Here is a 23,162-nt window from a genome sequence, read left to right as displayed (position 1 = left end):
GCCGATGCGGGATCCGCGTTGCGGTATCGGATTGTACATAGGTCGATCGACGCCACAACAGTTCGGGATAGCCAAAAGCAACAGGCGACAAACGCAAGGCCATACATAGGGCGAGGGGCATTTCGCAGTCAAGCTTCTTTGGGCCGTCCACGATTACGAAATCATCCCTGCGACTTAGCGTTCGTCGCGACTTCCGTTCTTGGTCGGCGCAAAACTGCCGTACCGTAAAAGCCAAATGTGCCTGAGAAGGACGTTGATACAAGTTCCCAGCCACCGGCGTCTAGTTCTTCAATCGCCGTTTCGAGTAGTCTCATCGCCTGCCAGATCTGGCCAAAAAAGCGCCCTTTTTCGGCTTGGCCAACCTGTTTGCATTCAGATGTTGCGTCGGTGGCAACGATCGCCCAGCGACGGCCGTGCTTGATGGAGTTAGCGCCGTAGATCAGCGTCATGTATTGCCATTTTGCCATTGGTGTAATCTCTGGCTTAGATGCATAACAATAAATGTACAGAAACAATTCTGCCTAACCCAATAAGCAGGCACGCTCATTGTCGCCGTAACGCCAGTCGTCCGCAAGCTTTCCCGCCTGACGATCCGACCGGGCCGCTGCTTATGCAGAAACGGCGTGGAGGCTCAGCCAAGTCGCAGCGGTGGACATCACCTCCCTCAGTTCCGGCTCCCGTCAGGTGGCCGGAGTCGGACCATCCGGTTGGGGGGTGCTTCCGACCATAAGCCGCAGCGGTGCTGGAGACCTCCGTAGTTGCGCCGACGCACCGAGGAGGGGACGGCGGGGGCCATTCATCGCCGCACCGACCGCTCGTCTCGCCCAAGGATGGGCTCAAGGCGATGGCGGTTGCCCACGCTCGCCCGGGGCTGCTCAGCGCCGCAGGTCTGGCAGAGGCAGCGACCCCCGGGCCCAAGGGGCCCAATCCAGCCCACAGACGCATAGCGTCGACCGGCTGCAAAGGGCCCAACCTGCCAGAGCCGTGCCGCTGGCTCGCGTGTGGAGCGATGCGACGCAACGACGCACGTTCCATGGCCCCCCTCCGCTAGCCTGAGGCGGGCGGTCGTGGTCTGGGTGGGAGCATACGGTCGGCCCTACTTCCTGCGCGTCCTAGGCACAGCATTCGTGGACAGCGGCCCGCGGCCTGACGCGCTGCGGGACAGGTACTGTGCTGTTCGGTCCGTGGGGTCACCCTTCTGGTAGGGTATGCACAGCCAAGCCCAGTCATCCTATCGGCCTCAACGAGGGGCGGCGCCAACCTGAGCAACCCGAGGCAGCACATGAGCCACCCGATCCCCACTCAGATGCAGGCCCTCCTGCTGGAAGCCCACCACGAGGATGTGCTCGAAGCGGTCCGCTCGCTAAAGGTGGTCCAGCGAGCCACCTCCAAGCCGGCCCACGGCCAAGTGCTGGTGAAGATGGACGCCTCCCCCTGCAACCCGTCGGACCTGCTCTTCTTGCAGGGCAAGTACGGGACCAGCAAGACGCTGCCAACCGTGCCCGGCTGGGAGGGTTCCGGGACCGTGGTCGCCAGCGGCGGGGGGCTGCTTGCTTGGTGGCTGCAAGGCAAGCGTGTGGCGTGCGGCAACCAGGACGACCGTGACGGCGCCTGGGCCCAGTATATGGTCGCCAACGCCGCGGAGTGCATTCCCCTCAAGCAGGGGCTCACCCTGGAGCAGGGCGCCACGCTGATCATCAACCCGCTGACCGCGGTCGGGCTGCTCGCTACGGCACGCAAGGAGGGCCACGCCGCGGCGGTGCAGACCGCCGGGGCGAGCCAGGTAGGGAGGATGATCGTCCGCTTGGCAAAAGAGGCGGGGTATCCGCTGATCTCGGTGGTCCGCCGCGACGCCCAGGTAGAGCTGCTCCGAAAGGAGGGCGCCGAGCACGTACTCAATTCGTCGGGCCCGGACTTCGTAGCGCAGCTGACGTCCCTATGCGCCCGGCTCAAGGCAACTGCTGCGTTCGAAGCCGTAGCGGGGGACCTAACGGGCATAGTGCTCAACGCCATGCCGCGTGGAGCGACGGCCTACGTCTACGGCGGGCTCTCCGAGACGGCGTGCGGGGGCGTGGACCCGCTGGGGCTGATCTTCGAGGACAAGCAGCTGCGGGGTTTCTTCCTGGGGGCCTGGCTGAAGCAGCAGGGCGCCCTGGGGATCCTCCGTGCCGCGGGGCGGGTGCAGAAGCTAATCATCGAGGGGCGGATTGGCACCCAGGTCCAGCGCCGCGTAGGACTCGATGGCGCCGTCGAGGGGCTCGAGCACTACGTCCAGAATATGACGGATGGGAAGGTGCTGATCACGCCCAATGGATCGAGCGTGGATTGGGGATGAGCCGGCACGCCCGGGATGTGCGCCTCTTCGGGGCAACTGCCGGCGTTTGGGGCGCTAACTAGCCAGCGGCTTGGCGTCGACGGAGAGACGGGCCTCCCCAGGCACTCGCCAGGGGCCCCCCACGCGCCCGCTGTGGCGCACCTGGGCCCTAGCGGGGCGGGGAGGGCGCTAGGGCGGCCCAACGCGCCTGGGGGCGCGCAGCGCGCTGTGGGCGCAGGTGACCGAAGCGGCGCCCACAAGATCCTGGTGTCATCGAGCAGCTCTTCGCAGCCCAGGTCCACTCACCGCGACCGGCAGGCCCCGCCCGTCAGGGCCCCCGCCGACCGCATCGGCTGGAGCCCAGCATGATGTCTCTACTGCTCAACTCCCTGTCCTGGATTCTTAGGCAGCGAGGTAACTACCGGGGCCCTCGGAGCGTCTGTCGCAGAGGCGACCACTCCCTCGGCTCATCGAACCACTTCCCGCGACAACTCGGATGACGCGAGCCATCACGCTGACGCTTCTGTTGCTGCTCTATGCGTTCTTGCCCCGCCCGGCGGCCACTACGCCAGGATCGGCGTGATGACCTCGCCTGACACGTCGGTCAGGCGGAAATTGCGTCCGCTGTGGTGGTAGGTCAGGCGTTCGTGCTGGATCCCCATCAGGTGCAAGACCGTGGCGTGCAGGTCGGGGACGCTGACGGGGTGCTGGGCGACGTGGTAGCCGAAGTCGTCGGTCTCCCCCACGCTGGTCCCCCCAAGGACGCCGCCGCCGGCCATCCAGACCAGGAATCCGTACGGGTTGTGGTCGCGACCGACCCCTTTTTGAGAAACGGGCAGCCGGCCGAACTCTCCCCCCCAAACCACCAGCGTTGTTTCGAGTAGGCCTCGCTGCTTGAGGTCCTTCAGCAGCGCCGCGACCGGCTTGTCCGTCATCCGCGCCAGCTCGTCGTGGTTCTTTCTGAGATTGTCGTGGGCGTCCCAGTGGTCCGCAGGGTAGGCCTGCACGAACCGCACGCCACGCTCCACCAGCCGGCGGGCCAGCAGCAGCTTCTGGCCGTAGTCGCGGGTCGGTTCTTCTTCCATACCGTACATCTGCTTGGTGGCCGTGGTCTCCTCGCTCAGATCAACGGCGCGGGCCGCCTCGAACTGCATACGGTACGCCAGCTCGAAGCTGGCGATGCGGGCCTCGAGGTCGCGCTCCGCCGGGTGGGCTTCCAGGTGCTGCTGGTTGAGCCGCAGCGCCAGGTCGAGTTGGGCGCGTTGCTGAGCGTCGGAAAGATCGGCGGGGCGGCGGAGGTTAAGGATTGGTTGGCCCCCGCCACGGAAGGTAGTCCCCTGGAACGCGCTGGGGAGGAACCCGGCGCCCCAGTTCAGCGCGCCCCCCTTCGAGCCAACTTGCTTGGGTAGCACCACAAAGCCGGGCAGGTCTGTGTTCTCCGAGCCCAGCCCGTAGGTGACCCAGGCGCCCGCGCTCGGGAACCCGGGACGGGCGTACCCGGTGTTCATCTGGTACATCGCCGGGGCGTGGCTGTTCGACTCACAGTGCATGCTCTTAATAAACGCAATGTCATCGACGCAAGCCGTGATCTCCGGCATCACGTCGGAGACCCACGCCCCCGATTCTCCGTACTGCGCGAACTTGTAGGGCGACTTCATCAGCGGCCCGGGGCTGCCGAAGAAGGGATCGACCCCCGGCAGTTGCTGGCCGGCGCGGCGAGTGAGCATGGGCTTGGGGTCGAACAGGTCGAACGCGCTCGGCCCCCCTTCCTGGAAGAGCCAGATGATCGACTTCGCCTTGGGAGCGGTGCGGGTCGGCTTGGCCCGAGCGGGGTTAGCGACGGTCGAAGCAGACGCCCCTCCCCCCATCAAGTCGGCCAGCGCGAGCGCCCCCAGCCCCATGCCGGCGCCGCGCAGCATGTCGCGCCGCGATAGGAACGAAGATTGGCCAGAGTTGCAGAGGTTGGGCATGATTGAAATCGTCGGATGAAGAGTAGGCAAACCACCAAGGACGCCACGGCGCACGGAGGACGCACTGGTGCTTCCTTTTCCTTCGTGCTTCTTGGCGTCCTTTTTGGTTGGGTTTTCTTCCTAGTCGATGTAGTGAAACTCGTTCAGCGCGAACAGCAATTGACACATATCTGCCAGCGCCGCCTGCTGCTTTCCCTCCCGCAAACCGGCCTGTTGCTCGAGGAACGCCAAGCACTCGGCCCGCTCATCCACGGTCGGTGGGCGGTTGAGGGCTAGCTCGTAGGCGCGGTCGAGCTGTGCTGTCGGGTCTGCGCCCACTTCGTTTACCACGCGCTCGGCGAGTCGGGCGCCGCAGTCGCGGACGAACTCGTTGTTCATCAGCAACAGCGCCTGGGGCGCCACGGTGGTCTGAATGCGGCAGCCGCAGCTCGCGCTGGGGTCGGCGCCGTCGAAGGTTTGCGTCAGCGGGTTGGGGACGGTCCGTTTCACGAACGCGTAGACCGTGCGGCGGTAGAGCTGCACGCTCTCGGGCGCAGTGCTGGGGTAGGGTTTGGCGACCATCGAGAGCTGCATTACCTTGGGGATCGGCAGCCGGACGGGGGGGCCGTACATCTCGTCGTTCAGCTTGCCCACGATGAGCAGCATGGCGTCGCGGAGCGCCTCGGACTCCAGCCGCACCGCGGGCTTGCGGCTCCAGAGGCGGTTCTCGGGGTCAGATCGGGCGGCCTCGGGCGATTGTTGGCCGGTCTGGCGGTAGACCGCGCTCTGCATGATGAGCCGGTGCATCGCCTTGAGCGACCAGTGCCGTCGGACCAGCTCGCCGGCGAGCCAGTCGAGCAGCTCGGGCGCAGCGGGCATATCGCCAGCGATGCCGAAGTCGCTCGGGGTGCGCACCAGTCCCTCACCGAAATGGTGGTGCCACAGCCGGTTGGCCATCACGCGGGCCAGCAACGCGCCGCCGCCCGCATCGACGTCGGTCATCCAGTGCGCGAGGGCGGCACGCTGGTGGGTGGTCTTCGCCTCGGCGGGTCGCTGCAACGATACGAACTGCGTGCCGGTAAGGGCGTGCAGGAAGGCGTTTGTCGGGACCGGCGCCTCGGGGTTCTCAATGCTGCCGCGCGCCATCAGCGGGCTCGGGGTCGGCTGGGCAGACTGATCGACGTACACCAACGCCTTCGGCGGGGCCGGGGGCTGTGCGGCAATCGCCCCCCGGTGTTCGGCCAGCAGCCCGTCGAGCCGCTCACGCATTGCAACGGGCGCCGCGTCGCGGAGCGGGCCGGCCAGGCTCACAAGCAGCGCCCGCCCTCCGCCCAGCAAAGCGTCGATCTCCAAATACCGCCGCTGGGCCTGCTTGCTGAGCAGCTTGTCGCCGCGGTTGATCATGATCTGGCGGAGACGCGCCTCGGTCAGACTCTTGCCTGCCGGCCCCTTCGGCCGAATCTGTTCCAGCAGCGCGAGCGACTCCTGCTCGATTAACCTCCGCTGCTCGGCGACGAGCCGGGCCGCTTCGGGGCCACTCATTTCCACCCACTCGGCCAGCGCGTGGTCCAGCTCCGCGCTGCGTGTCCGCCAAGTGGCGAGCTGCTTTGCTGCGTCGCGGTCTGTCAGCTCTCTTTCGCCCCGCGCGCCGCTCAGGAAGACGCCAACCAGGCCGTAGTACTCCGCCTGCGTGACCGGGTCGTTCTTGTGGTCGTGGCAGCGGGCGCAGCCGACGGTCAGGCCGAGCATCCCCGAGCCGACGGTCGAGACAATGTCGTCTAGCTCGTCGTAGCGCGTGATGAGGCGGTTGGTCTTGGTCCCCTCGATGCGTTCCTTGGGGCCAACCGCGGCCAGGCCCGTGGCTGCCAGCGCGTCGGGGTCGCCCGGCGCCAGCTCGTCGCCGGCGATCTGCCAGCCGACGAACCGGTCGTAGGGCATGTCGGCGTTGAGGGCGCGGATCACGAAGTCGCGGTAGTGGTAAGCGCCGGGTGTGTCGTCGTCGTAGCGGTAGCCCATGCTGTCGCCGTAGCGGGCGAGGTCGAGCCAGTGCCGACCCCACCGCTCGCCGTATCGCGGGCTAGCGAGCAAGCGATCGATGAGCCGGTCGTAGGCGTCGGTCGCCGGGTCGGAGACGAACGCCTCGACCTCTTTGGGCGTAGGAGGCAGCCCGTGCAGGTCGTAGGTTGCGCGGCGGATCAGCGTGCGGCGATCGGCCTCGGGGTTGGGCGTCAGCCCCGCCGCCAGCTGGCGGGCGCGGAGGAAGCGGTCGACTTCCGTCCGCGACCAAGCGTCTCCCGAGGTGGTCGGCGGCGCAGGGTCGCGAAGGGGCTCAAACGCCCAATGCTTGGCGTCGTCTGCGCCCCGCAAGAGAGCTGCGGGCAGCAGCACGAAAACGGCAGCCGATCGAAGCATGGGCATCGCAATTGCACCGCGGGAGAAGAGGAGACCGCGTCTGACCTCGATTCTAGCGACGTGGCGCCTCGTTTGTCACGTCCACAAGCCGCTTGAGGCATCGGAAATGCGCCACTCCACGTGGGGGTTGCCCACCCCGCGGGGGGAGTCATGTTGCACGTTCTGAACTGAATATACTCGAAGGGACCGGCTTGGTCGCTTCGCTGGATGCCGAGTAGCCGCAAACAATCCAATCCAAGAGAGGCCGCCCCTGATGAAAGGCGCTACATTCACCACGCCCAAGGGCGAGATCCGCGTCAGGAGCCGCGGGATGAACCAATCAAGCTGGGCGCTGGCCGCAACAGCGGTGCGCTCGAGCCGGTCCCGCGTGGTGGCATGCCGGCGCTAGCGAGAGTCGGTCGCCGCATCGCGAACCTCTGGCCAGCCGAAGGCGGCAGATCTGGAGGCCGCCCACAGGCCCCCACGCGCCCATTGCGGCGCCTCCGGACCCTTGCGCGGCTGGGAAGGCGCTAGGGCGGCCCGACGCGCCTGTGCGCGCCCAGCACGCTGTGAGCGCAGGCGGCCGCAACGGCGCCGTCCAGCGGATCAGACGCCGACCTGGACCGCCCCGAGGCCATCAAATGGATGATTGACCCGGCTGGAACCGGGGCTACACTGCGGCGTCTGATGGAACGGCGAGCGGGCGGGAGCGGCCCAACGTCGAAGCAGGTGCGAGCAAGAGAGCACGCGACCGAGCCCGTGCAGTTGGCGGCTGCCTGGGGGTAGTTGACGCGAGCGTATCCCCCTTTGAGTTTTAGCTTCGAGAGCGCTCGTGAACCGCCCCTCTTGTTCCTCGCCCGCCGCTGCCAGCCCGCTACTCGCCTCCAGCGGCGTCGGCCTCCCCATCTCCCGCTCCGCCTCTGCGTGCGGAGCGCTATCTACACGCTTGACGCGTCTGTCGGCCGGGTCTTCGGTAAACCCAAGAGCCACTCTTCCCGCTACGGCGAACGATCCGCGCGACGTAGCTCGGGAATTCCTCTGTCTTCGCGGACCCGGAGCAGCACCATGATCCAAGGAACTTGTGAAATGGAAGAATCTGGACGCCGACGCCCCAGCGACAATCGCATTGGACGGCTCGTTTTGGCTGTCAGTTGCACACTGATTTTCCTGTTACCGTTTGGGAGTGCGGCGCACGCTGACCCCATCCAAGCCGGCACGACCTTGTTCCCCGGCGCTAAGGCGATCCAGGACGTCACGGTGTTCGCAACGGCGTCGATCAACCCGACCGGTCAGGAGCTGTTCTTCGACGACTTGTTTGGCGTATCCAGCGCCGGGATCGTCCGCGAGACGCAGGTAGGCGACTCCATCGACCTGACACTCACGGGGTGGGCCTTCGAAGGCAGCAACGCGTTGGGTGACTACCGCTTTGGCGCGGTCGGTCCGTTTACCGGCGCCGACTACTCGGGAGTCATCACCAACGTCGTGCAGGACCCCACCGACCCCGGCTTCTCGACGGGTGCGCCCTCCAGCTTCGTGTCCGGCGACGTGTTCCTGACGGGGAGCAGCTTTGCCTTTGAGTTCTTGAGCGGCCCGCTCGCCGGCATCGTCCTGGTCACGGATCCGGCTCAGAATTTTGCGTTCGAAGCGTCCTTTGACGGGCTGCCGCCGTCCTTGGGCACTGTGTTCACGCCAACCGCCGGAAGCGATGCAGTCCTCAACGTGTACCTGACCGACGCCAGCGGCGCCCTGGTGGAATGGGTGGGGACATCCAGTGACCGCCGGGTGATCACGACCCCTGAGCCCGGATCGCTCACGCTACTTGGCCTATTGGGACTGCTTGGATTCTTGCCGGTCCGCAAGCGTCGGGCCATGGCGTGTGCTCGATGCTAGAATCCCTTAAGACTTGCGTGATTCTCTGGGGGCTGCTTCCCAGCCGTTTGGCATCGTAACGGCTGGTCGCTGTTGCTTTCTATCTCCCGCTATCCACCCGGCCGCTTCCTGTCCCCCGGAAGCCACCTTACCCCCTACTACTATTAGATAAGACTATTAATTAGAGGACCCGGCGTATGCGGCGTGCACGGTAGGCGTGCATGGCGTGAACGGCAGCTGCCGCCGCAGCAGGCTGGGGAGGACTAGCTGCGGCCACCAGCGGGTGCATCAGGGCAAGGTTGCCGAAGGCGTCCATTGGGGAGCCGCGTCATTGCGGGTTGAGCGGCCAGTTGGCGCCCGCGATCACTCATGCAGAGGGTAGCCCGGCGCACCCCTGCCCCCAGAGCCCCATCAGGGGCCCCCACGCGCCCGCTGGGGCGCAGTTGGGCCCTGGTGGCGTTCTCCTTGAGCCCTACGCGGATCGGGAACCGGAGCCAGTACGTCCAACAAGCTCCCCGTGTGAGCAGAGGTCACGGCCCAACCGCTTTTAAGCAAGAAGTAGGGCTACGATCTTTCCAGAAACCCCTTGGGACCGGGGCGCAATCTCGACCCGATCCTGTAGCCCGTCTCGCAGTAATGGACAGCTAGGTGCGCCCAATCGCATACTCCACCACTGGTGGCGAGGGGGCGAAGTCCTTCGGCGCAGGCGGCGTGCTAAGCTAAGCAGGCGCCGTTTGGGACATGGGGATGGATTGGCCGGGCCTGCTTGGCGACGGCTTTCTTGCGACTTTTCTCCTGTTCAACGATCACCACGAAATTGGTCGGCGCGTCCATGCGTCGCTCGCCCGACACGCTACACTTGGAACAATCGAGCAGCACGGCCTTGCAGGCTTGCGATAGTGTGGAAGCTGTTGGATGTGGGATTGGGAGTGCGGCCGCTGGCGCCACGCGGCGGTGACCTCCTTTGCACCGACGCCTGCGGGCAGCCGTTGTCCCGCGCGGGCTCGGATTCGACGGGCCTGCGAGGCCCTCGTAGAATGGATCCACATCGCCTACGCCGGTCGGGCGCCGGTACCTTCAACCCTTGATATAATCGAGAACGCGTCCGCGGGGGCTAGGCGCCCAGGGTTGCCGATGCATGGTCCCCGGCGCGTAGTAGACTATCTGACCATCGCCGCACCTCGACGCTCCAGGTAGGCCCATCACTGACGGAGGCACGACATGAAAGCAGTTGCACTATTGGCCGTTTGGACAGCCGTGGCATGCACCACCGCAAGGGGCGCCGACTCAGGCCCCGAATCGAGCGACGACGCCGCATCGATACGCCAGCGCGTGGACGCCTACGTGGCCGCCTACAATCGGCATGACGCCGCGGCGCTCGCGGGCTGTTGGGCCGAGGACGCCGTCTACCTGAACCGCGAGACCGGCCAGCCGGTCGAGGGGCGACCGGCGATCCGCGAGATGTTCGCCGGCATGTTCGAGTCCGGCGAGGCGTCCCGGCTCTCGGTCACGATCGATTCGATTCGTCTGGTGACCCCCGACGTGGCCATCGAAGACGGGACCGCCGAGATCGTCACGGCCGACGGCGGCGTGGTCGGCAGCACGTACACCGCCATCCATGCAAAGAAGAACGGCGAGTGGTTCCTAAATAGCGTTCGGGAAACGGACGCGCCGGGGGCGTCGGCCGAGCCCAACGAGCTCAATCAGCTCGCGTGGCTCGTCGGGGAATGGGCCGACGAGGCCGAGGACGCCACCACACGCTCCCGCTGGCAATGGGCCAAGAACGGACACTTCCTGACCAACAACTTCAGCGTCAGCGTCGCCGACCGAGTCGAGTTGGAAGGGACGCAGGTCGTCGGATGGGATCCGGTCGCACGGCAGATCCGCTCGTGGGTCTTCGACTCCGAGGGCGGGTACGCAGAAGGGGTCTGGCGGCGCGCCGGGGAGCGGTGGATGGTGAAGACGAGGTCAACGCTCAGCGATGGGTCGCGCGCGTCGGCCACGAGCATCTACGCTCCGGTTGATGAGAGCGCGTTCACGTGGAGTTCTATTGATCGGCAGATCGATGGCGAGCCGCAGGCCGACATCCAGGAAATCTCCGTCCACCGGCAATCCACGGACGCGTCGGCGGAAGTGTTGCAAGAACTATCAAGTGAGGGAAAGTAGCATGTTCCAGAAATCCGCGTTCGCAGTGATGGTGGTGTTGACCGTGTTGGCGACGGCCAGCGAGGCCCATGCCCGGGGAGGCCGCGGTGGTGGCGGCGGCGGCGGCGGCCGTGGCGGCGGTGGTTTCTCTGGGGGCGGCGGGGGCTTTTCAGGCGGCGGGGGCTTCTCAGGCGGCGGGGGCTATTCTGGCGGCGGGGTCTCCAGACCGGCGCCGGTGAATCGCAGCCCGTCGATGAGCCGCATGCCTTCGGCGGCGCCCTCCATGTCCTCGGCCCGACCCGCCTCACGCCCGGCGACCGTCTCCCGGCCCACTACCGGCGCTCGTCCGTCGGTAGGATCCGGCGTTGCCCAACGCCCCGGGGGGGGAGGCGTCACAAGCGGCGTAGGCGCAGGAGCGTCGCCCGGGCGGCCAGCGTCTAATTTCTCGCGGCCAAGCCAAGGAGACCTGAACGGCTTCTTGGGCATCTCCGGAGGGGCGTCTGCCGGCGCCGGGCGGGCTGCAGGATCGAGTTCACCGGGTCGCGCAACCGCTGGGCAACTCCCTGCGACCGGAGGCTCGGGCGGTTCGCGAACCTTTACCACGGATCGGGGAACCACCATCACCGTTGGCGGAGGCGGCGGCAGCGTGGGGGTCGGCGGCGCTACGGTTGGCGGCGGCGTAGGGGGAATCAAGGTTGAGACGCCCGGCGGGGCGACCGCCGGCCGCGTGACGGGCGGAGTCGGCGTGGCAGGCGATTCCGGCGCTGCGGTTCGCGGCGGCAGCGTGTCCGGAGCGCAGGGCGCTCGCGGCGGTTCGATCGCCAACGTCAGCCGAGGCTACGCCGATACGGCCGGCAACCGCGCCGGAGGCAGCGTCACCGCGGCCCGTGGCCGCAACGGGTACACGGCCGTGAACGCACGCGGCGGTTATGGCTCTGGCGGGACGGGTCAGATCGGCTCGATTCGCGGGGTACGGGGGCCGGGCGGCAACGCCATCACGGCCGGTCGCGGCGCCTCGTTTGTAAACGGGCAGTTCGTCGGCGGGCGGAGCTGGTCCGCGGTCAACGGCGCGTTCACGCGCTGGAACGCGTTCACGCCCGGCTGGATCGGGCGGTACCCCGGCGCCTGGTGGCCCGGTAAGTGGGCCGTGTGGGGCTCCGCATGGGCGATGGCGACCTGGCCCTACGCCTCCGGCTACTGCGGCTGCAGCGGTGAGCCGATGTACTACGACTACGGCGGGAACGTGGCGTACGAGGACGGGCAGGTGTACGTGGACGATCAGCCCGTGGCGACCGCTGAGGAGTACTACCAGCAAGCCGATCAGATCGCCGAATCAGGGGCCGATCCCACCAACGAAGAATGGATGCCGCTTGGCGTGTTCGCGATTGTTGCCGACGAGAATCAGACGCAGACGGACAAGGTGGTGCAGCTGGCCATCAATCGCGATGGGGTGATCCGCGGCAACTATCAGGACATGCTGACCGAGCAGGTCACGCCGGTCGAAGGCGCAGTGGATAAGGAGACACAGCGTGTGTCGCTCAAGCTCGAGGGCAACGACCAGTTGGTGGTTGACACGGGGCTCTACAACCTGACGAACGACGAGGCCCCGGTGCTCGTGCACTTCGGCCCCGACAAACAGGAAGGCCGGCTCTTCATCAGGCTCAAGCAGCCCGATGAACCAGCGGCCGATGGGACCGACGCGTCGACGACGCAGCCCGCTCCCTGACGGAGGCGACGGGGGGTCCGTGTCGGGGCTGCTCGTCGTCCGTGTAGCGCTCGAATCGCTGAAGCACCGTTGAAGGACCAACGCTGCTCGGCGGGCCGCACGATCCTGGGGACGGCCAACCGGGGTCCGTTCACCGCCAAGGTAGGCCACGGAGAGTCCCGGAGCCTACCGACCGACCTGCTCGAGGGGGTCAAGAACGGCATGTCCGAACTCGGGCTCTCGGCGCTTGTCTCGATCGGCGGCGACGGATCGCTGAGCATCGCCCAGCAGTTTCATGAATACGGGATCCCGATCATCGGGATCCCCAAGACGATCGACAACGACCTCGAAGGGACCCTGTGGACCTTTGGGTTCGACTCCGCGGTGGCGTGCGCAACCGATGCGCTCGATCGCCTCCACACCACGGCCGAGAGCCACGCCCGCGTGATGGTGCTTGAGGTCATGGGACGCTACGCCGGCTGGATCTCTATCCTGTCCGGGGTAGCGGGCGGGGCCGACGTGATCCTCATCCCAGAAATCCCGTTCAACTACGAAAGCATCTGCGGCAAGATCAAAGAGCGTGAGGCATCGGGGAAGCGGTTTACGATCATCGTCGCCGCCGAGGGGGCCCGAGAAGCGGGGGGCGCCTTTGTGACGGCGGCCGACGCCCCGACCAATCGCGAGGCGCGGCTGGGAGGGGTGGGCGCCGTCGTGGCGAAGGAGATCGAAAACCGCACCGGCAAGGAAGCCCGCGCCTGCGTCCTGGGGCGCCTGCAGCGCGGCGGCGGTCCAACGCCGTTCGATAGGGCGTTGTGCTCCGTGTTCGGCGCCCACGCCGTCGAGCTGGTGGCCGCCGAAGCGTACGGCCAAATGGTCGCCTACCTGGGGTCGCACGTAACGGGCATCCCAATCCAGGACGCCGTCGGCAAGCTCAAGACCGTTCCGCCCACCGGCAGCCTCGCCCAAACGGCGCGGGCGTTGGGGATCTGCTTTGGCGACTGAATAGCCGCGCTCTGCCGCTTGAGTGCGGCGCGCACAGCAAGTTCTCCGGCGAGAACGCACGGCGCCGGTGCACACGCAAGTGATGTGAGGGCCCAGCTCGGCGCCGCGGACTGATCCTGGTAGTCGGCGGGGCCCGACGGTTCGGCGTCAGTATACCTCCGGCACGAACGTTCGGTTTGCGAGCGTCGCCGCGTCGTCGTACGCGTGCTCTTCCGATCGCTTGGGGAGCTTGATCTTGTCCCGTGGGACCTTCTCGTACGGAATCAGCTTGAGCAACTGCGCGATGCAGTTCAGCCGGGCGCGCCGCTTGTCGTCGGACCGCAGGATATGCCACGGCGCGTGGTCGGTGTCGCTCGCCTCCAGCATCATGTCGCGCGCCCTCGAGTATTCATACCACCGTTCGCGCGACGGCAGGTCCATCGGGCTGAGCTTCCACTGACGCAACGGGTCGTCGATGCGGGCGTGAAAGCGGCGTTTCTGCTCTTGGTCGCTAACCTCCAACCAAAACTTGATCAACTGGATGCCGCCATCGACGATGTACTGCTCGATCTCCGGGCAGCGGTCGAGGAAGCGTTGGTGCTCCTCGGGCGTGCAAAAGCCCATCACGTGCTCCACGCCCGCGCGGTTGTACCAGCTGCGATCGAAAACCACGACCTCGCCGGCCGCCGGGAAGTGCGCCATGTACCGCTGCATGAACAGTTGGCTCTTCTCGCGATCGGTAGGCGCCGGCAGCGCCGCCACCCGGAACACCCGCGGGCTGACCCGCTCGGTGATGGCGCGGATGGTCCCGCCCTTGCCGGCGGCGTCGCGCCCCTCGAAGACGACGATCACGCGGAGGCCTTTGTGCTTCACCCACTCTTGGAGCTTGCAGAGCTCCCCCTGCAGCTTCCGCAGCTCGCTCTCGTACTGCTTCCGCTTCATCTTCTCGGGGGGGTGGCCCATGGGTCGTTCTCTTGTTGAATCGAGGAGCCTTGGTGGACTGGGTCGGCGGCGAAATCAACAATCCCCGCCGCGGCAAGCGGGTCGGCCAGTTCTCCGAGCGCGTACGCGCTCCGCAAGTCGACGATGGGAGCACCGGACAGGTCGATCACCACAAGCCTAATCGGTTCGACGGGCGATATCGAGTGCGCGAGGATTTGGCCGCGGAAAGGATCGCCGTGGAACACCAGCGCCCGATCGAAACGAAGACCCGCGACCCCGGCCGTCGTCTCATGGGCCGGGTGACGGCGGCGATCGGAGAAACACCGGGCGCCCCGGGGGCCGTCCCGGCGCCGCCACGTGCGGTCGCGACGCACGATGAACGCGCCGCACCATCGAGATTACGCCGCCAATCAGCACGCCGCGCGACAACACTTGCCTCAAGGATGGCGCCACGCCAGAATACGGGCCGACCGCCAGGGCGCGGCAAGATCTCCCGCTCGGACGATGGGGTGGCGGATCCGATGGTCCTCGCGCCGCGGGCCGGGTTCTGACCGAGGGCGCCGCCGCCATCTAGCGCGTCCTGACCGGAAGAGATGACGTAACGTTTGATTGTTCCGGTTCCACCCTCTAGGTCCTACATCCATGCTGGGGTTGTCCACCACGTCGGCTTTCCGGTTCGCGACTCAGCACAGCAGCGTCCCGGCCGCTTGTGTCGCAGCGCTCGCGTGCCTGGCTCTTGCCCCGGGTTGCGACAAGCCTGCGCCGCCGGCTGCCGAGCAGCCCGTGCCGCGGGTGACTGTGGCGGACGTTGTTGAGCGAGAGGTGACGGACTCGGACGACTTTACCGGCAAGACAGAAGCGTCCGCGATTGTCGAGGTCCGCGCCCGCGTCTATGGCTACTTGCGGTCGACGGAGTTCAAGGACGGCGACTACGTCAAGGAAGGGCAGACGCTGTTCACGATCGAGCCCGACGAGTATCAGGCAATCCACGAACAATCTCTGTCTCGCATCGCCTTAACCACCGCCAACTACGATCTGGCCAAGTCGAAGCTTGCCCGAGACGAGAAACTGGTGCCGACAAACGCCATTTCACAGGAAGAGTACGAAGAGTCCGTCGCCGCCATGAAGTCGGCAGAGGCGACCGTCGTGGCGGCCAAGGCGGACGCCAACCGGACGGCCCTTGATCTGAAGTACACCGTGATCAAGGCGCCGATGAGCGGCCGCATCGACCGCGCTCTTGTGTCCGACGGCAATCTGCTCACGGGGGGACTGACCAACGGAACGCTGCTCACCAAGATCGTCGCCGAGCAGCCCATGTACGTGTACTTCGATGTCGATGAACGTTCGCTGCTGGGCTACATGCGTCAACGCGACAGGAGCAATGTGGATAAGTCGCCCGGCAGCCTGCGTGAGCAAGAGGTCCCTTGTTACGTGCAATTGGCGGACGAGAAGGACTTCCCGCATGTCGGCAAGATCGACTTTGCCTCGGCCGAGGTAAGCGCCGGCACGGGCACGGCCCGACTACGGGGCGTTTTCGAGAACAAAGACCGGAGTCTGGTGAGCGGGCTCTTTGTGCGAATCCGCGTCCCCGTAAGCAAGCCTTACCGGGCGGTGCTGATCCCCGAACGGGCCCTGGCGACCGACCAGAATATCCGGTTCGTGTATGTCGTAGGACAGGACGGAAAGGCCGAGCGGCGCAACGTGGAGCTGGGGGGGCAACGCGGCGATTTGCGGATCGTGAAGTCGGGGTTGGCCGCGGGCGATCGGGTGATCGTCAAGGGACTTCAGCGCGTCCGGCCTGGGCAGAAGGTGGAGGCCGAGAATGAAGCCGCCACGCCAACACCGCCCCGTTCCTAGCCGCGTCTCGAAGCGGATGGAATCGTCCGGACCCCGGATACCCGTCTCAGCGCCAAGTTAGCCAGTTACACAGGCGTCAACGTCATGGCGAGTTTCTTCATTGATCGCCCGATCTTCGCGGCGGTAATCTCCGTGATCGTCACGCTCGCCGGCGCCATCGCCGTGACGACGCTCCCGGTGGCGCAATACCCCGAGATCACGCCGCCGACGGTGCAGGTGAGCTGCAATTACCCTGGCGCGAACTCCAAAGTGGTGGCCGACACCGTCGCCGCGCCGATCGAGCAGCAGGTGATCGGCGTTGAGAACATGCTCTACATGTCGTCGCAGAGCACCAACGACGGCGGCTACAACCTGACGGTCACCTTCGAGGTCGGCGCCGATCTGGACATGGCGCAGGTGCTGGTGCAGAACCGCGTCAATCTAGCGCTCCCGTCGCTCCCCAGTGAGGTGAAGCAGACGGGCGTCAGCGTCAAGAAGAAGTCGCCGAGCATCCTGCTGGTGGTCAACCTCGTCTCCCCCAAGGGGAGCTACGACCAGCTCTACCTGAGCAACTACGCGACGATCAACCTGCGCGACGAGCTGGCCCAGATCAAAGGGGTGGGCGACGTCACCTTCCTCGGCCAGCTCGACTACAGCATGCGGGCCTGGATCGACCCCGACAGGATGGCGGCCCGCGACCTGTCGGCCAGCGACGTTGTGGCGGCGCTGCGCGAGCAGAACGTGCAGGTGGCCGCGGGTTCCCTCGGGCGCCCCCCCGTGCCGACCGGCCAGGCGTTCCAGTACACGCTCAGCACGCTCGGCCGGCTGACGTCGCCCGAAGAGTTTGGCGAGATTGTCGTCAAAACGGGCGCTGACGGCGAGATCACGCGCATGCGCGATCTGGTGACCGATAAGCGGGAGGGTGAAAACGGCGCCGAGTTCGGCGGCATCCAGCTCGGCGCCAAGACCGAGGACACGACGTGCAGCCTCGACGGGCAGCCGTCTGTGGGCCTGGGGATCTTCCAGCAGCCGGGGTCGAACGCGCTGGCGACGGCCGACGCGATCCGGGCGCGGATGGAACAGCTCAAACTCGGCTTCCCGCCCGACGTCGACTACGCCATCGTCTACGACACGACCCCGTTTATCGACGAGTCGATCCACGAGGTCTTCAAGGCGCTCCGCGACGCCATCATCCTTGTCGCGCTCGTCGTGCTCGCCTTCCTGCAGTCCTGGCGGGCCACGATCATCCCGCTCATCGCCGTGCCGGTGGCGATCGTCGGCACGTTCGCCGTGATGGCGGGCATGGGCTTCAGCCTCAACAACCTGTCTCTGTTCGGCTTGGTGCTCGCGATCGGCATCGTCGTGGACGACGCCATCGTCGTGGTCGAGGCGGTCGAGCATCATCTCGAACAGGGGCTTTCACCCAAGGCCGCCGCGCAGAAGGCGATGGGCGAAGTCACCGGGCCGATCATCGCCATTTCGCTCGTGCTGATGTGCGTGTTCATCCCGTGCGCCTTCATCAGCGGCATCACGGGCCAGTTCTTCCGGCAGTTCGCCCTGACGATCGCCGTCTCCACGTTCTTCTCGGCGGTCAATTCGCTCACCCTCAGCCCCGCGCTCTGCGGGCTGCTGCTCAGGCCCAAGGACCAGCAGCGGGACCCGCTGTCGCGATTGCTCAACCTGGGCCTCGGTTGGTTCTTCAAGCTCTTCAACTTCGGATTCACGGCCAGCGCCAATATCTACGCGGCGACCGTCCGGGGCTTGCTGCGGGTCAGCTTGATCGTGCTGATGGTTTACGTCGGGCTGCTGTACCTCACCTATTTCAGCTTCACACGCGTGCCAACCGGTTTTATCCCCACGCAGGATAAGGGCTACCTGCTGGTCGATGTGCGGTTGCCGGATTCTGCGTCGCTGGAAAGGACGCAGGCCGTCATGAAGCAGGTTGAGCAGATCGCCCGTGGGGCCGGCAGCCCGACCACCGCCGACCACGGCGATGCGGCGCACGTCGCGGACGACCACGGCGACAATCAGCACGGAGCTGAAGGGGGCGTCCCGGGCATTGCGCACACGATCACCATCGCCGGTCAATCGATCGTGCAGAACGCGATCGGCTCGAACTACGGCACCGTGTACGTCGTCCTCGACGAGTTCCACCACCGTCACGGCGCCGAATTGGGCGCCGACGCGATCGCCTCGAAGCTGCGGGCGGCCTGCTACCGCGACGTGCAAGAGGCGTCGGTCGCGGTGTTTGGGGCGCCCCCGGTTGACGGCCTGGGCAGCGCGGGGGGCTTCAAGCTGATGGTCCGTGACCTCACGGGGCTGGGTCTCGACGCGCTGCAGGAGGCGGCCGACGGGCTCGCCGCGGCGGGCAATGAGCAGCCGGGGCTCGTCGGACTCTTCAGCGCGTTCCGGGCCCAGACGCCGCAGATGTACGTCGACGTCGACCGCGCCCGCTGCAAGTCGATGGGCGTCCCCCTCGACGAGGTGTTCCTGACGCTCCAGCTCTACCTCGGCGGCTACTACACCAACGACTTCAATCAGTTCGGACGCACGTGGCAGGTGAACCTTCAGGGCGACCCGCAGTTCCGTCTGTCGCCCGAGCAGGTCGGGAGGCTCAAGGTGCGCAATTCGGCGGGCGAGATGGTGCCGCTAGGCAGCGTAGCACAGGTGAGCGAGATCGGCGGTCCGGCCCTCGTGCTCCGCTACAACGGCAAAACGGCCGCTTCGGTGAATGGCGGGTCGTTGCCCGGCGTGAGCTCCGGCACGGTGATCACGACCGTCGATCAAGTAGGCCGGACCGTCCTGCCGCAGGGCATGGACTTCCAATGGACCGAGTTGACGCTGCTACAGATCCTGGCGGGCAACACGGCGATCATCGTGTTCGGCGTGGCGGTTGTGTTGGTGTTTCTTGTGCTGGCGGCTCAGTACGAGAGCCTCACGTTGCCGCTGGCCGTGATCCTCGTCGTGCCGATGTGTTTGCTCAGCTCGGTGATCGGCGTGTGGCTGGCCGGGATGGATATCAATATTTTTGTGCAGATCGGCTTCGTTGTGCTCGTCGGACTGGCGAGCAAGAACGCGATCCTCATTGTGGAGTTCGCCAAGGAAAAGTCGGCGCACGGGGCGTCGCCCGAAGAGGCCACGGTCGAGGCGTGCCGGCTGCGCCTGCGGCCCATCATCATGACGTCGCTCGCCTTCATCCTCGGCGTCGTGCCCCTCGCCCTCGCCGTGGGCGCGGGCGCAGAGATGCGCAGCACGCTCGGCATCGCCGTCTTCTCCGGCATGCTGGGCGTGACGCTGTTCGGCATCTTCCTGACGCCGGTGTTCTACTACGTCATCGTGCGATTGACGGGCCGTTCTGGCGCCCCGCCCGCGGACGTTGAGAGCCGTCCGGCCACGGCGCCCAAGGGCCTGCCCGGCAGCTAACGCGAGCGGACTAAACTACCACCGGCTGAAGCCGGTGGGTTTGGACGTTCCGTGAGATTCGGACTGAAGTCCTCAACTCACGATGGTGGAGTAACTTGGAATCGGTCGTCACCATCGCTTGGTTCGGTGCCGTCCTGCCCGCGGATGTACGCCGCAATAGCCTCGTCGGTCACGTTACCGCTGGTCGCCACGAAGTAGCCCCGCGCCCACAGATGCCGACCCCAGAACCGCCTCTCAATGTGCTTGAACTCCATCATCAGCTTCCGCGACGTCTTCCCCTTGATGTACTGCATAATCTTGCTCGGCGAGAGTGTCGGCGGGCACGACAGCAATACGTGCACGTGATCGAGCGACACCGACCCCTGCAGAATCTCGATGTCATTGGTCCGGCAGACCTCACGCACCAAGTCCCGAACCCGTGTGCCTACTGCACCCGCAAGGACCTGCTTCCGGTACTTCGTCACCCACACGAAGTGATACTTGATGTCATAGCGGCTATGCGCACCCGTGCGGTAGTTCTCCATCCACCCAATATATGAACCTAAAGGCTTCGCCTGAAGGCGAGGGTTTCAGACCCATCGCAGGGACAATGATCGCGTGTGGGGCCCCACGTGGCGGTCGCCCACGCGTGCGCGGTCGCAGCGCCGCTGGCGGGAAATACTTGTGCGCAGATCGACCATTCGACAGACTATGATGGATCCAAGCACAAGAGTGGCGGCCCGCCTCCCGGCATTGTTCTACGACGGTTGATCACCCGCCCCGGAAACACCTGCCCCCGGCGTGCAGAGTTGCGGCGTGCTGAGTTGCAACGGGGCTCGCGTGGCGCTCTCCGGAGCGCCACGCACCACAACTCAATCGTCAACCCAATCGTCGGCCGTGTCCCGCCCCACGAAGCGGGGCGGATCGGGCAGCGACTCCCCCACGCGGCCATTACGGCTTACCGACTGGAACCGAAGATGAGACGAACCAACCGCTCGCTCGCTACGATCACCCTGCTCGCAACGATGACCATGGACGCCAGGCCTGCGGCGGCGGCCGAGCCGTTGCCGGTTCCCGAACGCGGGTTCGTCAGTTCTCGGCCCGCGAGGTCGTGGGAAGAGGGCCTGATCTGCGGCAACGGCACGATCGGCGCCAACGCCTTGAGCCGCCCGCTGGAAGAACGGATCATCTTCACGCACGAACGGCTCTTCCTGCCGATGGGCGCCCCGGTGATGCCCGTCGATCAGTCGGCCCGCTTGTTCGAGATCAGGCGACTAATCGAGCAGGGGCTGTACCGGCAGGCCTGCGAGCTCCAGTTCAATCTCTCGGGGCAGCGCGGATTCATGTACCCGGACTACTTCGTGCCGGCCCTCGACCTCACGATCCGCACGAAGGCGGCGGGCGAGACGCGCGACTACGCCCGCTCGCTGGACTTCCAGACCGGGGTAGCGACGGTTCGCTGGGCGGACGACCGCGGCGCGTTCGAACGCCGGATGTTTGTTTCGCGCGCGGACGGCGTAGCGGTGATCCTGCTCACGGGGCCCAAGTCGGCGCTCGACTGCCGGCTCGCGATGACGCCCCGGGAGCCGAGCGACGAATTCAACGACGACTCCGACATCGGCAAGCGTTCGCAGGAGGTGTTCGAGGAGCACGTCTCGGACCCCCAGAGCAAATCAGGCGACTCCTGGCTCTCCTACAGCAATCGCTTCACCAAGGCCTACCCGGGCAGCATCCACGCGCTGGAGAGCTACGCCCGCGTCGTGGCGACTGGGGGCACAACCGAGGCGCAGGAGGGCGGCGCGCTCCAGGTGACGGGGGCGGACCGCGTGCTGATCCTCGTCGACATCCGCCTGCTGCGCGACCCCGACAGGTCGTTCCTCGAAGAAATGGCCCACTCGCAAGCCGAGCTTGCGGCCGACTACGACCGGCTTCTGGAGGAGCACGCCAAGCGGCACGGCGAACTTTTCGGCAGGATGCGTCTGGACCTCGGCGGCGGCGCCGACCGTGGGCTTACCACTGAAGAGCTGCTGGAGCTCTCGACGTACGAGGAACCGAATCGGGCGCTGATCGAGAAGGAGTTCGACGCCGCCCGCTACAACATCATTTCCTCTACCGGCGAGCTGCCGCCAACCCTGCAAGGGGTCTGGGGGGGGACCTACGTTCCCGGCTGGGCCAGCGACTTCACCCACAACGGCAACGTCCCCTCCGCCATCGCGGCGAACCTGATGGGCAACATGCCCGAGCTCATGCTCGCCTACACGTCGTACATCGAGTCGATCGTCCCCTGGATGGAGATCAACGCGAGGCGCCATTTCGGGGCCCGCGGCGTCGTGCTGCCCTCGCGTTCCACCACCCACGGCCTGAACAACGCGTACAACGCGAGTTTTGCCGGCGGCATGTGGGTCGGCGGCGCCGGCTGGGCGGCCCACTTCTTCTACGACTACTACTTGTACACCGGCGACCGCGAGTTCCTGGCGGACCACGCCCTGCCGTTCATGGAGAAGGCGGCCCTGTTCTTCGAGGACTTCCTCGAAGAGGGCCCCGACGGGACGCTCGTCTTCTCCCCGTCGCAGTCGCCGGAGAACACGCCGAGCAATTCGAACTCGCAGGCCTCCTTCAACGCCACGATGGACGTCGCGGTGGCCAAGGAGCTGCTGCACAACACGATCGCGGCCTCCCGCGAGCTGGGACGCAACCAGGAAAAGATCCCCGTCTGGCAGGACATGCTCGCCAGGATGCCCAAGTACGAGGTCAACGAGCAGGGCATCATCAAGGAGTGGCTGACGCCCCGGCTCGAGAACAACGACAGCCACCGCCATTCGTCGCAGCTCTACCCGCTGTTCGACGGCATGCCCGACGAGATTGCGCAGAGCCCCGAGCTGCGTGCGGCGTTCAAGAAGAGCATCGAGTACAAGCTGGACGAGCACTGGAAGAACAACCAGCGTGGGTTTATGTCGTTCGGGCTGGTGCAGCTGGGGCAGGCCGCCACCAGCCTGGGCGAGGGCGAATTGGCCTACCACTGCCTCAGCCACCTCGCGAACCGCTTCTGGCTGAACAACCTGGCCTCGATGCACAACCACCGCTCGCTGTTCAACATGGACATCAGCGGCGGCATGCCGGCCGTCATCATCAAGATGCTGGCGGCCTCCGCGCCGGGACGCATCGAGTTGCTGCCGGCGCTCCCCGCGGCGTGGCCCTCAGGCCGGATCGACGGGGTGCTGTGCCGGGGCGCCATCGAGATCGAGCAGCTGCGCTGGGACGGCAAGCAGGTCGAAGCCACGCTGCGTTCGGCCGAGCCGCAAACCGTTGAGCTGGTGCTGCCGTCGGAGATCGCCGAGCTCCGGGTCACCGAGGGAGACGCGAAGGTCGGCGCCGGAGAAGCCGCCGACCGGCGCGCGCTGACGCTGCCGGGGGGCCGGCCGGCAAGCGTGCGCATCACGCTCAAGTAGCACCGGGCGCCGAGTTCTTGCAGCCGGGGCGGGGGCGCCGGCCCCCAGCAGGGGTCGCTCCCGCCGGGCCGAGGATCACTCGCCGGTCGGGCCCGCCCCCGCGGGGCCTTTGTAGCCCATCGGCCTGCGGTTCCTCGGAGCGGTGCGGCCACCCTCTTTGACGGTCAGCCTCTTCAAGA

General features: G+C 66.2%; 15 protein-coding genes. 9 read left to right on the top strand and 6 right to left on the bottom strand.

Annotated elements, in window-relative coordinates; genetic code table 11:
* Nucleotides 1-161: 161 nt before the first annotated feature.
* Complete coding sequence (locus Pla175_RS11945; RefSeq protein WP_145284751.1) at nucleotides 162-449, bottom strand: hypothetical protein; 288 nt, start codon at nucleotides 447-449, stop codon at nucleotides 162-164.
* An 833-nt stretch (nucleotides 450-1,282) separates the two neighbouring features.
* Here Pla175_RS11945 and Pla175_RS11940 point away from each other — a divergent pair.
* The gene (locus Pla175_RS11940; RefSeq protein WP_145284748.1) at nucleotides 1,283-2,335 is read left to right on the top strand and encodes a zinc-binding dehydrogenase; all 1,053 of its coding nucleotides are present in this window, start codon (nucleotides 1,283-1,285) and stop codon (nucleotides 2,333-2,335) included.
* 542 nt (nucleotides 2,336-2,877) lie between these two features.
* On the opposite strand, the gene Pla175_RS11935 is transcribed toward Pla175_RS11940, so the two are convergent.
* The gene (locus Pla175_RS11935; RefSeq protein WP_145284744.1) at nucleotides 2,878-4,284 is read right to left on the bottom strand and encodes a DUF1501 domain-containing protein; all 1,407 of its coding nucleotides are present in this window, start codon (nucleotides 4,282-4,284) and stop codon (nucleotides 2,878-2,880) included.
* 120 nt (nucleotides 4,285-4,404) lie between these two features.
* Entirely contained in the window at nucleotides 4,405-6,681 is a 2,277-nt protein-coding gene (locus tag Pla175_RS11930; protein ID WP_145284741.1) for a DUF1549 and DUF1553 domain-containing protein, read from the bottom strand.
* A gap of 1,194 nt (nucleotides 6,682-7,875) precedes the next feature.
* Between Pla175_RS11930 and Pla175_RS11925 the strand changes: the two genes are divergently transcribed.
* Both Pla175_RS11925 and Pla175_RS11920 read left to right on the top strand, forming a co-directional pair.
* Nucleotides 7,876-8,544, top strand: a complete 669-nt coding sequence (locus Pla175_RS11925; protein ID WP_145284738.1) for a PEP-CTERM sorting domain-containing protein — start codon at nucleotides 7,876-7,878, stop codon at nucleotides 8,542-8,544.
* A 1,200-nt stretch (nucleotides 8,545-9,744) separates the two neighbouring features.
* A complete protein-coding gene (locus tag Pla175_RS11920) occupies nucleotides 9,745-10,689 on the top strand; it encodes a YybH family protein (RefSeq protein ID WP_145284735.1) in 945 nt (314 codons plus the stop codon).
* A gap of 180 nt (nucleotides 10,690-10,869) precedes the next feature.
* On the opposite strand, the gene Pla175_RS26790 is transcribed toward Pla175_RS11920, so the two are convergent.
* Nucleotides 10,870-11,001, bottom strand: coding sequence for a hypothetical protein (locus Pla175_RS26790; RefSeq protein ID WP_261342816.1), 132 nt, complete (start codon nucleotides 10,999-11,001; stop codon nucleotides 10,870-10,872).
* Between the two features lie 412 nt (nucleotides 11,002-11,413).
* Here Pla175_RS26790 and Pla175_RS11910 point away from each other — a divergent pair, with 412 nt between their 5' ends.
* Both Pla175_RS11910 and Pla175_RS11905 read left to right on the top strand, forming a co-directional pair.
* Complete coding sequence (locus Pla175_RS11910; RefSeq protein WP_145284733.1) at nucleotides 11,414-12,394, top strand: hypothetical protein; 981 nt, start codon at nucleotides 11,414-11,416, stop codon at nucleotides 12,392-12,394.
* Between the two features lie 69 nt (nucleotides 12,395-12,463).
* On the top strand, nucleotides 12,464-13,375 hold the full coding sequence (locus Pla175_RS11905; RefSeq protein WP_197527460.1) for a 6-phosphofructokinase: 912 nt from the start codon (nucleotides 12,464-12,466) through the stop codon (nucleotides 13,373-13,375).
* 147 nt (nucleotides 13,376-13,522) lie between these two features.
* Here Pla175_RS11905 and ppk2 read toward each other — a convergent pair whose 3' ends face one another.
* Nucleotides 13,523-14,317, bottom strand: coding sequence for a polyphosphate kinase 2 (gene ppk2, locus Pla175_RS11900; RefSeq protein WP_231954365.1), 795 nt, complete (start codon nucleotides 14,315-14,317; stop codon nucleotides 13,523-13,525).
* Between the two features lie 32 nt (nucleotides 14,318-14,349).
* Between ppk2 and Pla175_RS11895 the strand changes: the two genes are divergently transcribed.
* The 3 genes from Pla175_RS11895 (at nucleotide 14,350) to Pla175_RS11885 (ending at nucleotide 19,555) form a co-directional block, all read left to right on the top strand.
* A complete protein-coding gene (locus tag Pla175_RS11895; RefSeq protein WP_145284727.1) occupies nucleotides 14,350-14,847 on the top strand; it encodes a hypothetical protein in 498 nt (165 codons plus the stop codon).
* A 91-nt stretch (nucleotides 14,848-14,938) separates the two neighbouring features.
* Nucleotides 14,939-16,153 carry an efflux RND transporter periplasmic adaptor subunit gene (locus tag Pla175_RS11890; protein WP_145284724.1) on the top strand — a complete coding sequence of 405 codons (1,215 nt, stop codon included), beginning with the start codon at nucleotides 14,939-14,941 and terminating at the stop codon, nucleotides 16,151-16,153.
* An 84-nt stretch (nucleotides 16,154-16,237) separates the two neighbouring features.
* A complete protein-coding gene (locus Pla175_RS11885) occupies nucleotides 16,238-19,555 on the top strand; it encodes an efflux RND transporter permease subunit (protein WP_145284721.1) in 3,318 nt (1,105 codons plus the stop codon).
* 77 nt (nucleotides 19,556-19,632) lie between these two features.
* On the opposite strand, the gene tnpA is transcribed toward Pla175_RS11885, so the two are convergent.
* Nucleotides 19,633-20,079 (bottom strand): IS200/IS605 family transposase, encoded by a 447-nt coding sequence (tnpA, locus tag Pla175_RS11880; protein WP_145284718.1) that lies wholly within the window; start codon nucleotides 20,077-20,079, stop codon nucleotides 19,633-19,635.
* Nucleotides 20,080-20,511: 432 nt separating this feature from the next.
* Between tnpA and Pla175_RS11875 the strand changes: the two genes are divergently transcribed.
* Nucleotides 20,512-22,983: a glycosyl hydrolase family 95 catalytic domain-containing protein gene (locus tag Pla175_RS11875; RefSeq protein WP_145284713.1), complete on the top strand. Its 2,472-nt coding sequence runs from the start codon at nucleotides 20,512-20,514 to the stop codon at nucleotides 22,981-22,983.
* Nucleotides 22,984-23,162 lie beyond the last annotated feature (179 nt).

The organism is Pirellulimonas nuda (assembly GCF_007750855.1).
In the GTDB taxonomy this organism is placed as follows: domain Bacteria; phylum Planctomycetota; class Planctomycetia; order Pirellulales; family Lacipirellulaceae; genus Pirellulimonas; species Pirellulimonas nuda.
This window is presented reverse-complemented; position numbering and strand designations above follow the sequence as displayed.

Excerpts from the sequence above, each read along its gene's own strand:
- Pla175_RS11890 (WP_145284724.1), top strand. The coding sequence starts at position 14,939 with ATGCTGGGGTTGTCCACCACGTCGGCTTTCCGGTTCGCGACTCAGCAC.
- ppk2 (WP_231954365.1), bottom strand. The coding sequence starts at position 14,317 with ATGGGCCACCCCCCCGAGAAGATGAAGCGGAAGCAGTACGAGAGCGAG.
- Pla175_RS11920 (WP_145284735.1), top strand. The coding sequence starts at position 9,745 with ATGAAAGCAGTTGCACTATTGGCCGTTTGGACAGCCGTGGCATGCACC.
- Pla175_RS11885 (WP_145284721.1), top strand. The coding sequence starts at position 16,238 with ATGGCGAGTTTCTTCATTGATCGCCCGATCTTCGCGGCGGTAATCTCC.
- tnpA (WP_145284718.1), bottom strand. The coding sequence starts at position 20,079 with ATGGAGAACTACCGCACGGGTGCGCATAGCCGCTATGACATCAAGTAT.
- Pla175_RS11935 (WP_145284744.1), bottom strand. The coding sequence starts at position 4,284 with ATGCCCAACCTCTGCAACTCTGGCCAATCTTCGTTCCTATCGCGGCGC.
- Pla175_RS11940 (WP_145284748.1), top strand. The coding sequence starts at position 1,283 with ATGAGCCACCCGATCCCCACTCAGATGCAGGCCCTCCTGCTGGAAGCC.
- Pla175_RS11930 (WP_145284741.1), bottom strand. The coding sequence starts at position 6,681 with ATGCCCATGCTTCGATCGGCTGCCGTTTTCGTGCTGCTGCCCGCAGCT.
- Pla175_RS11945 (WP_145284751.1), bottom strand. The coding sequence starts at position 449 with ATGACGCTGATCTACGGCGCTAACTCCATCAAGCACGGCCGTCGCTGG.
- Pla175_RS11875 (WP_145284713.1), top strand. The coding sequence starts at position 20,512 with ATGAGACGAACCAACCGCTCGCTCGCTACGATCACCCTGCTCGCAACG.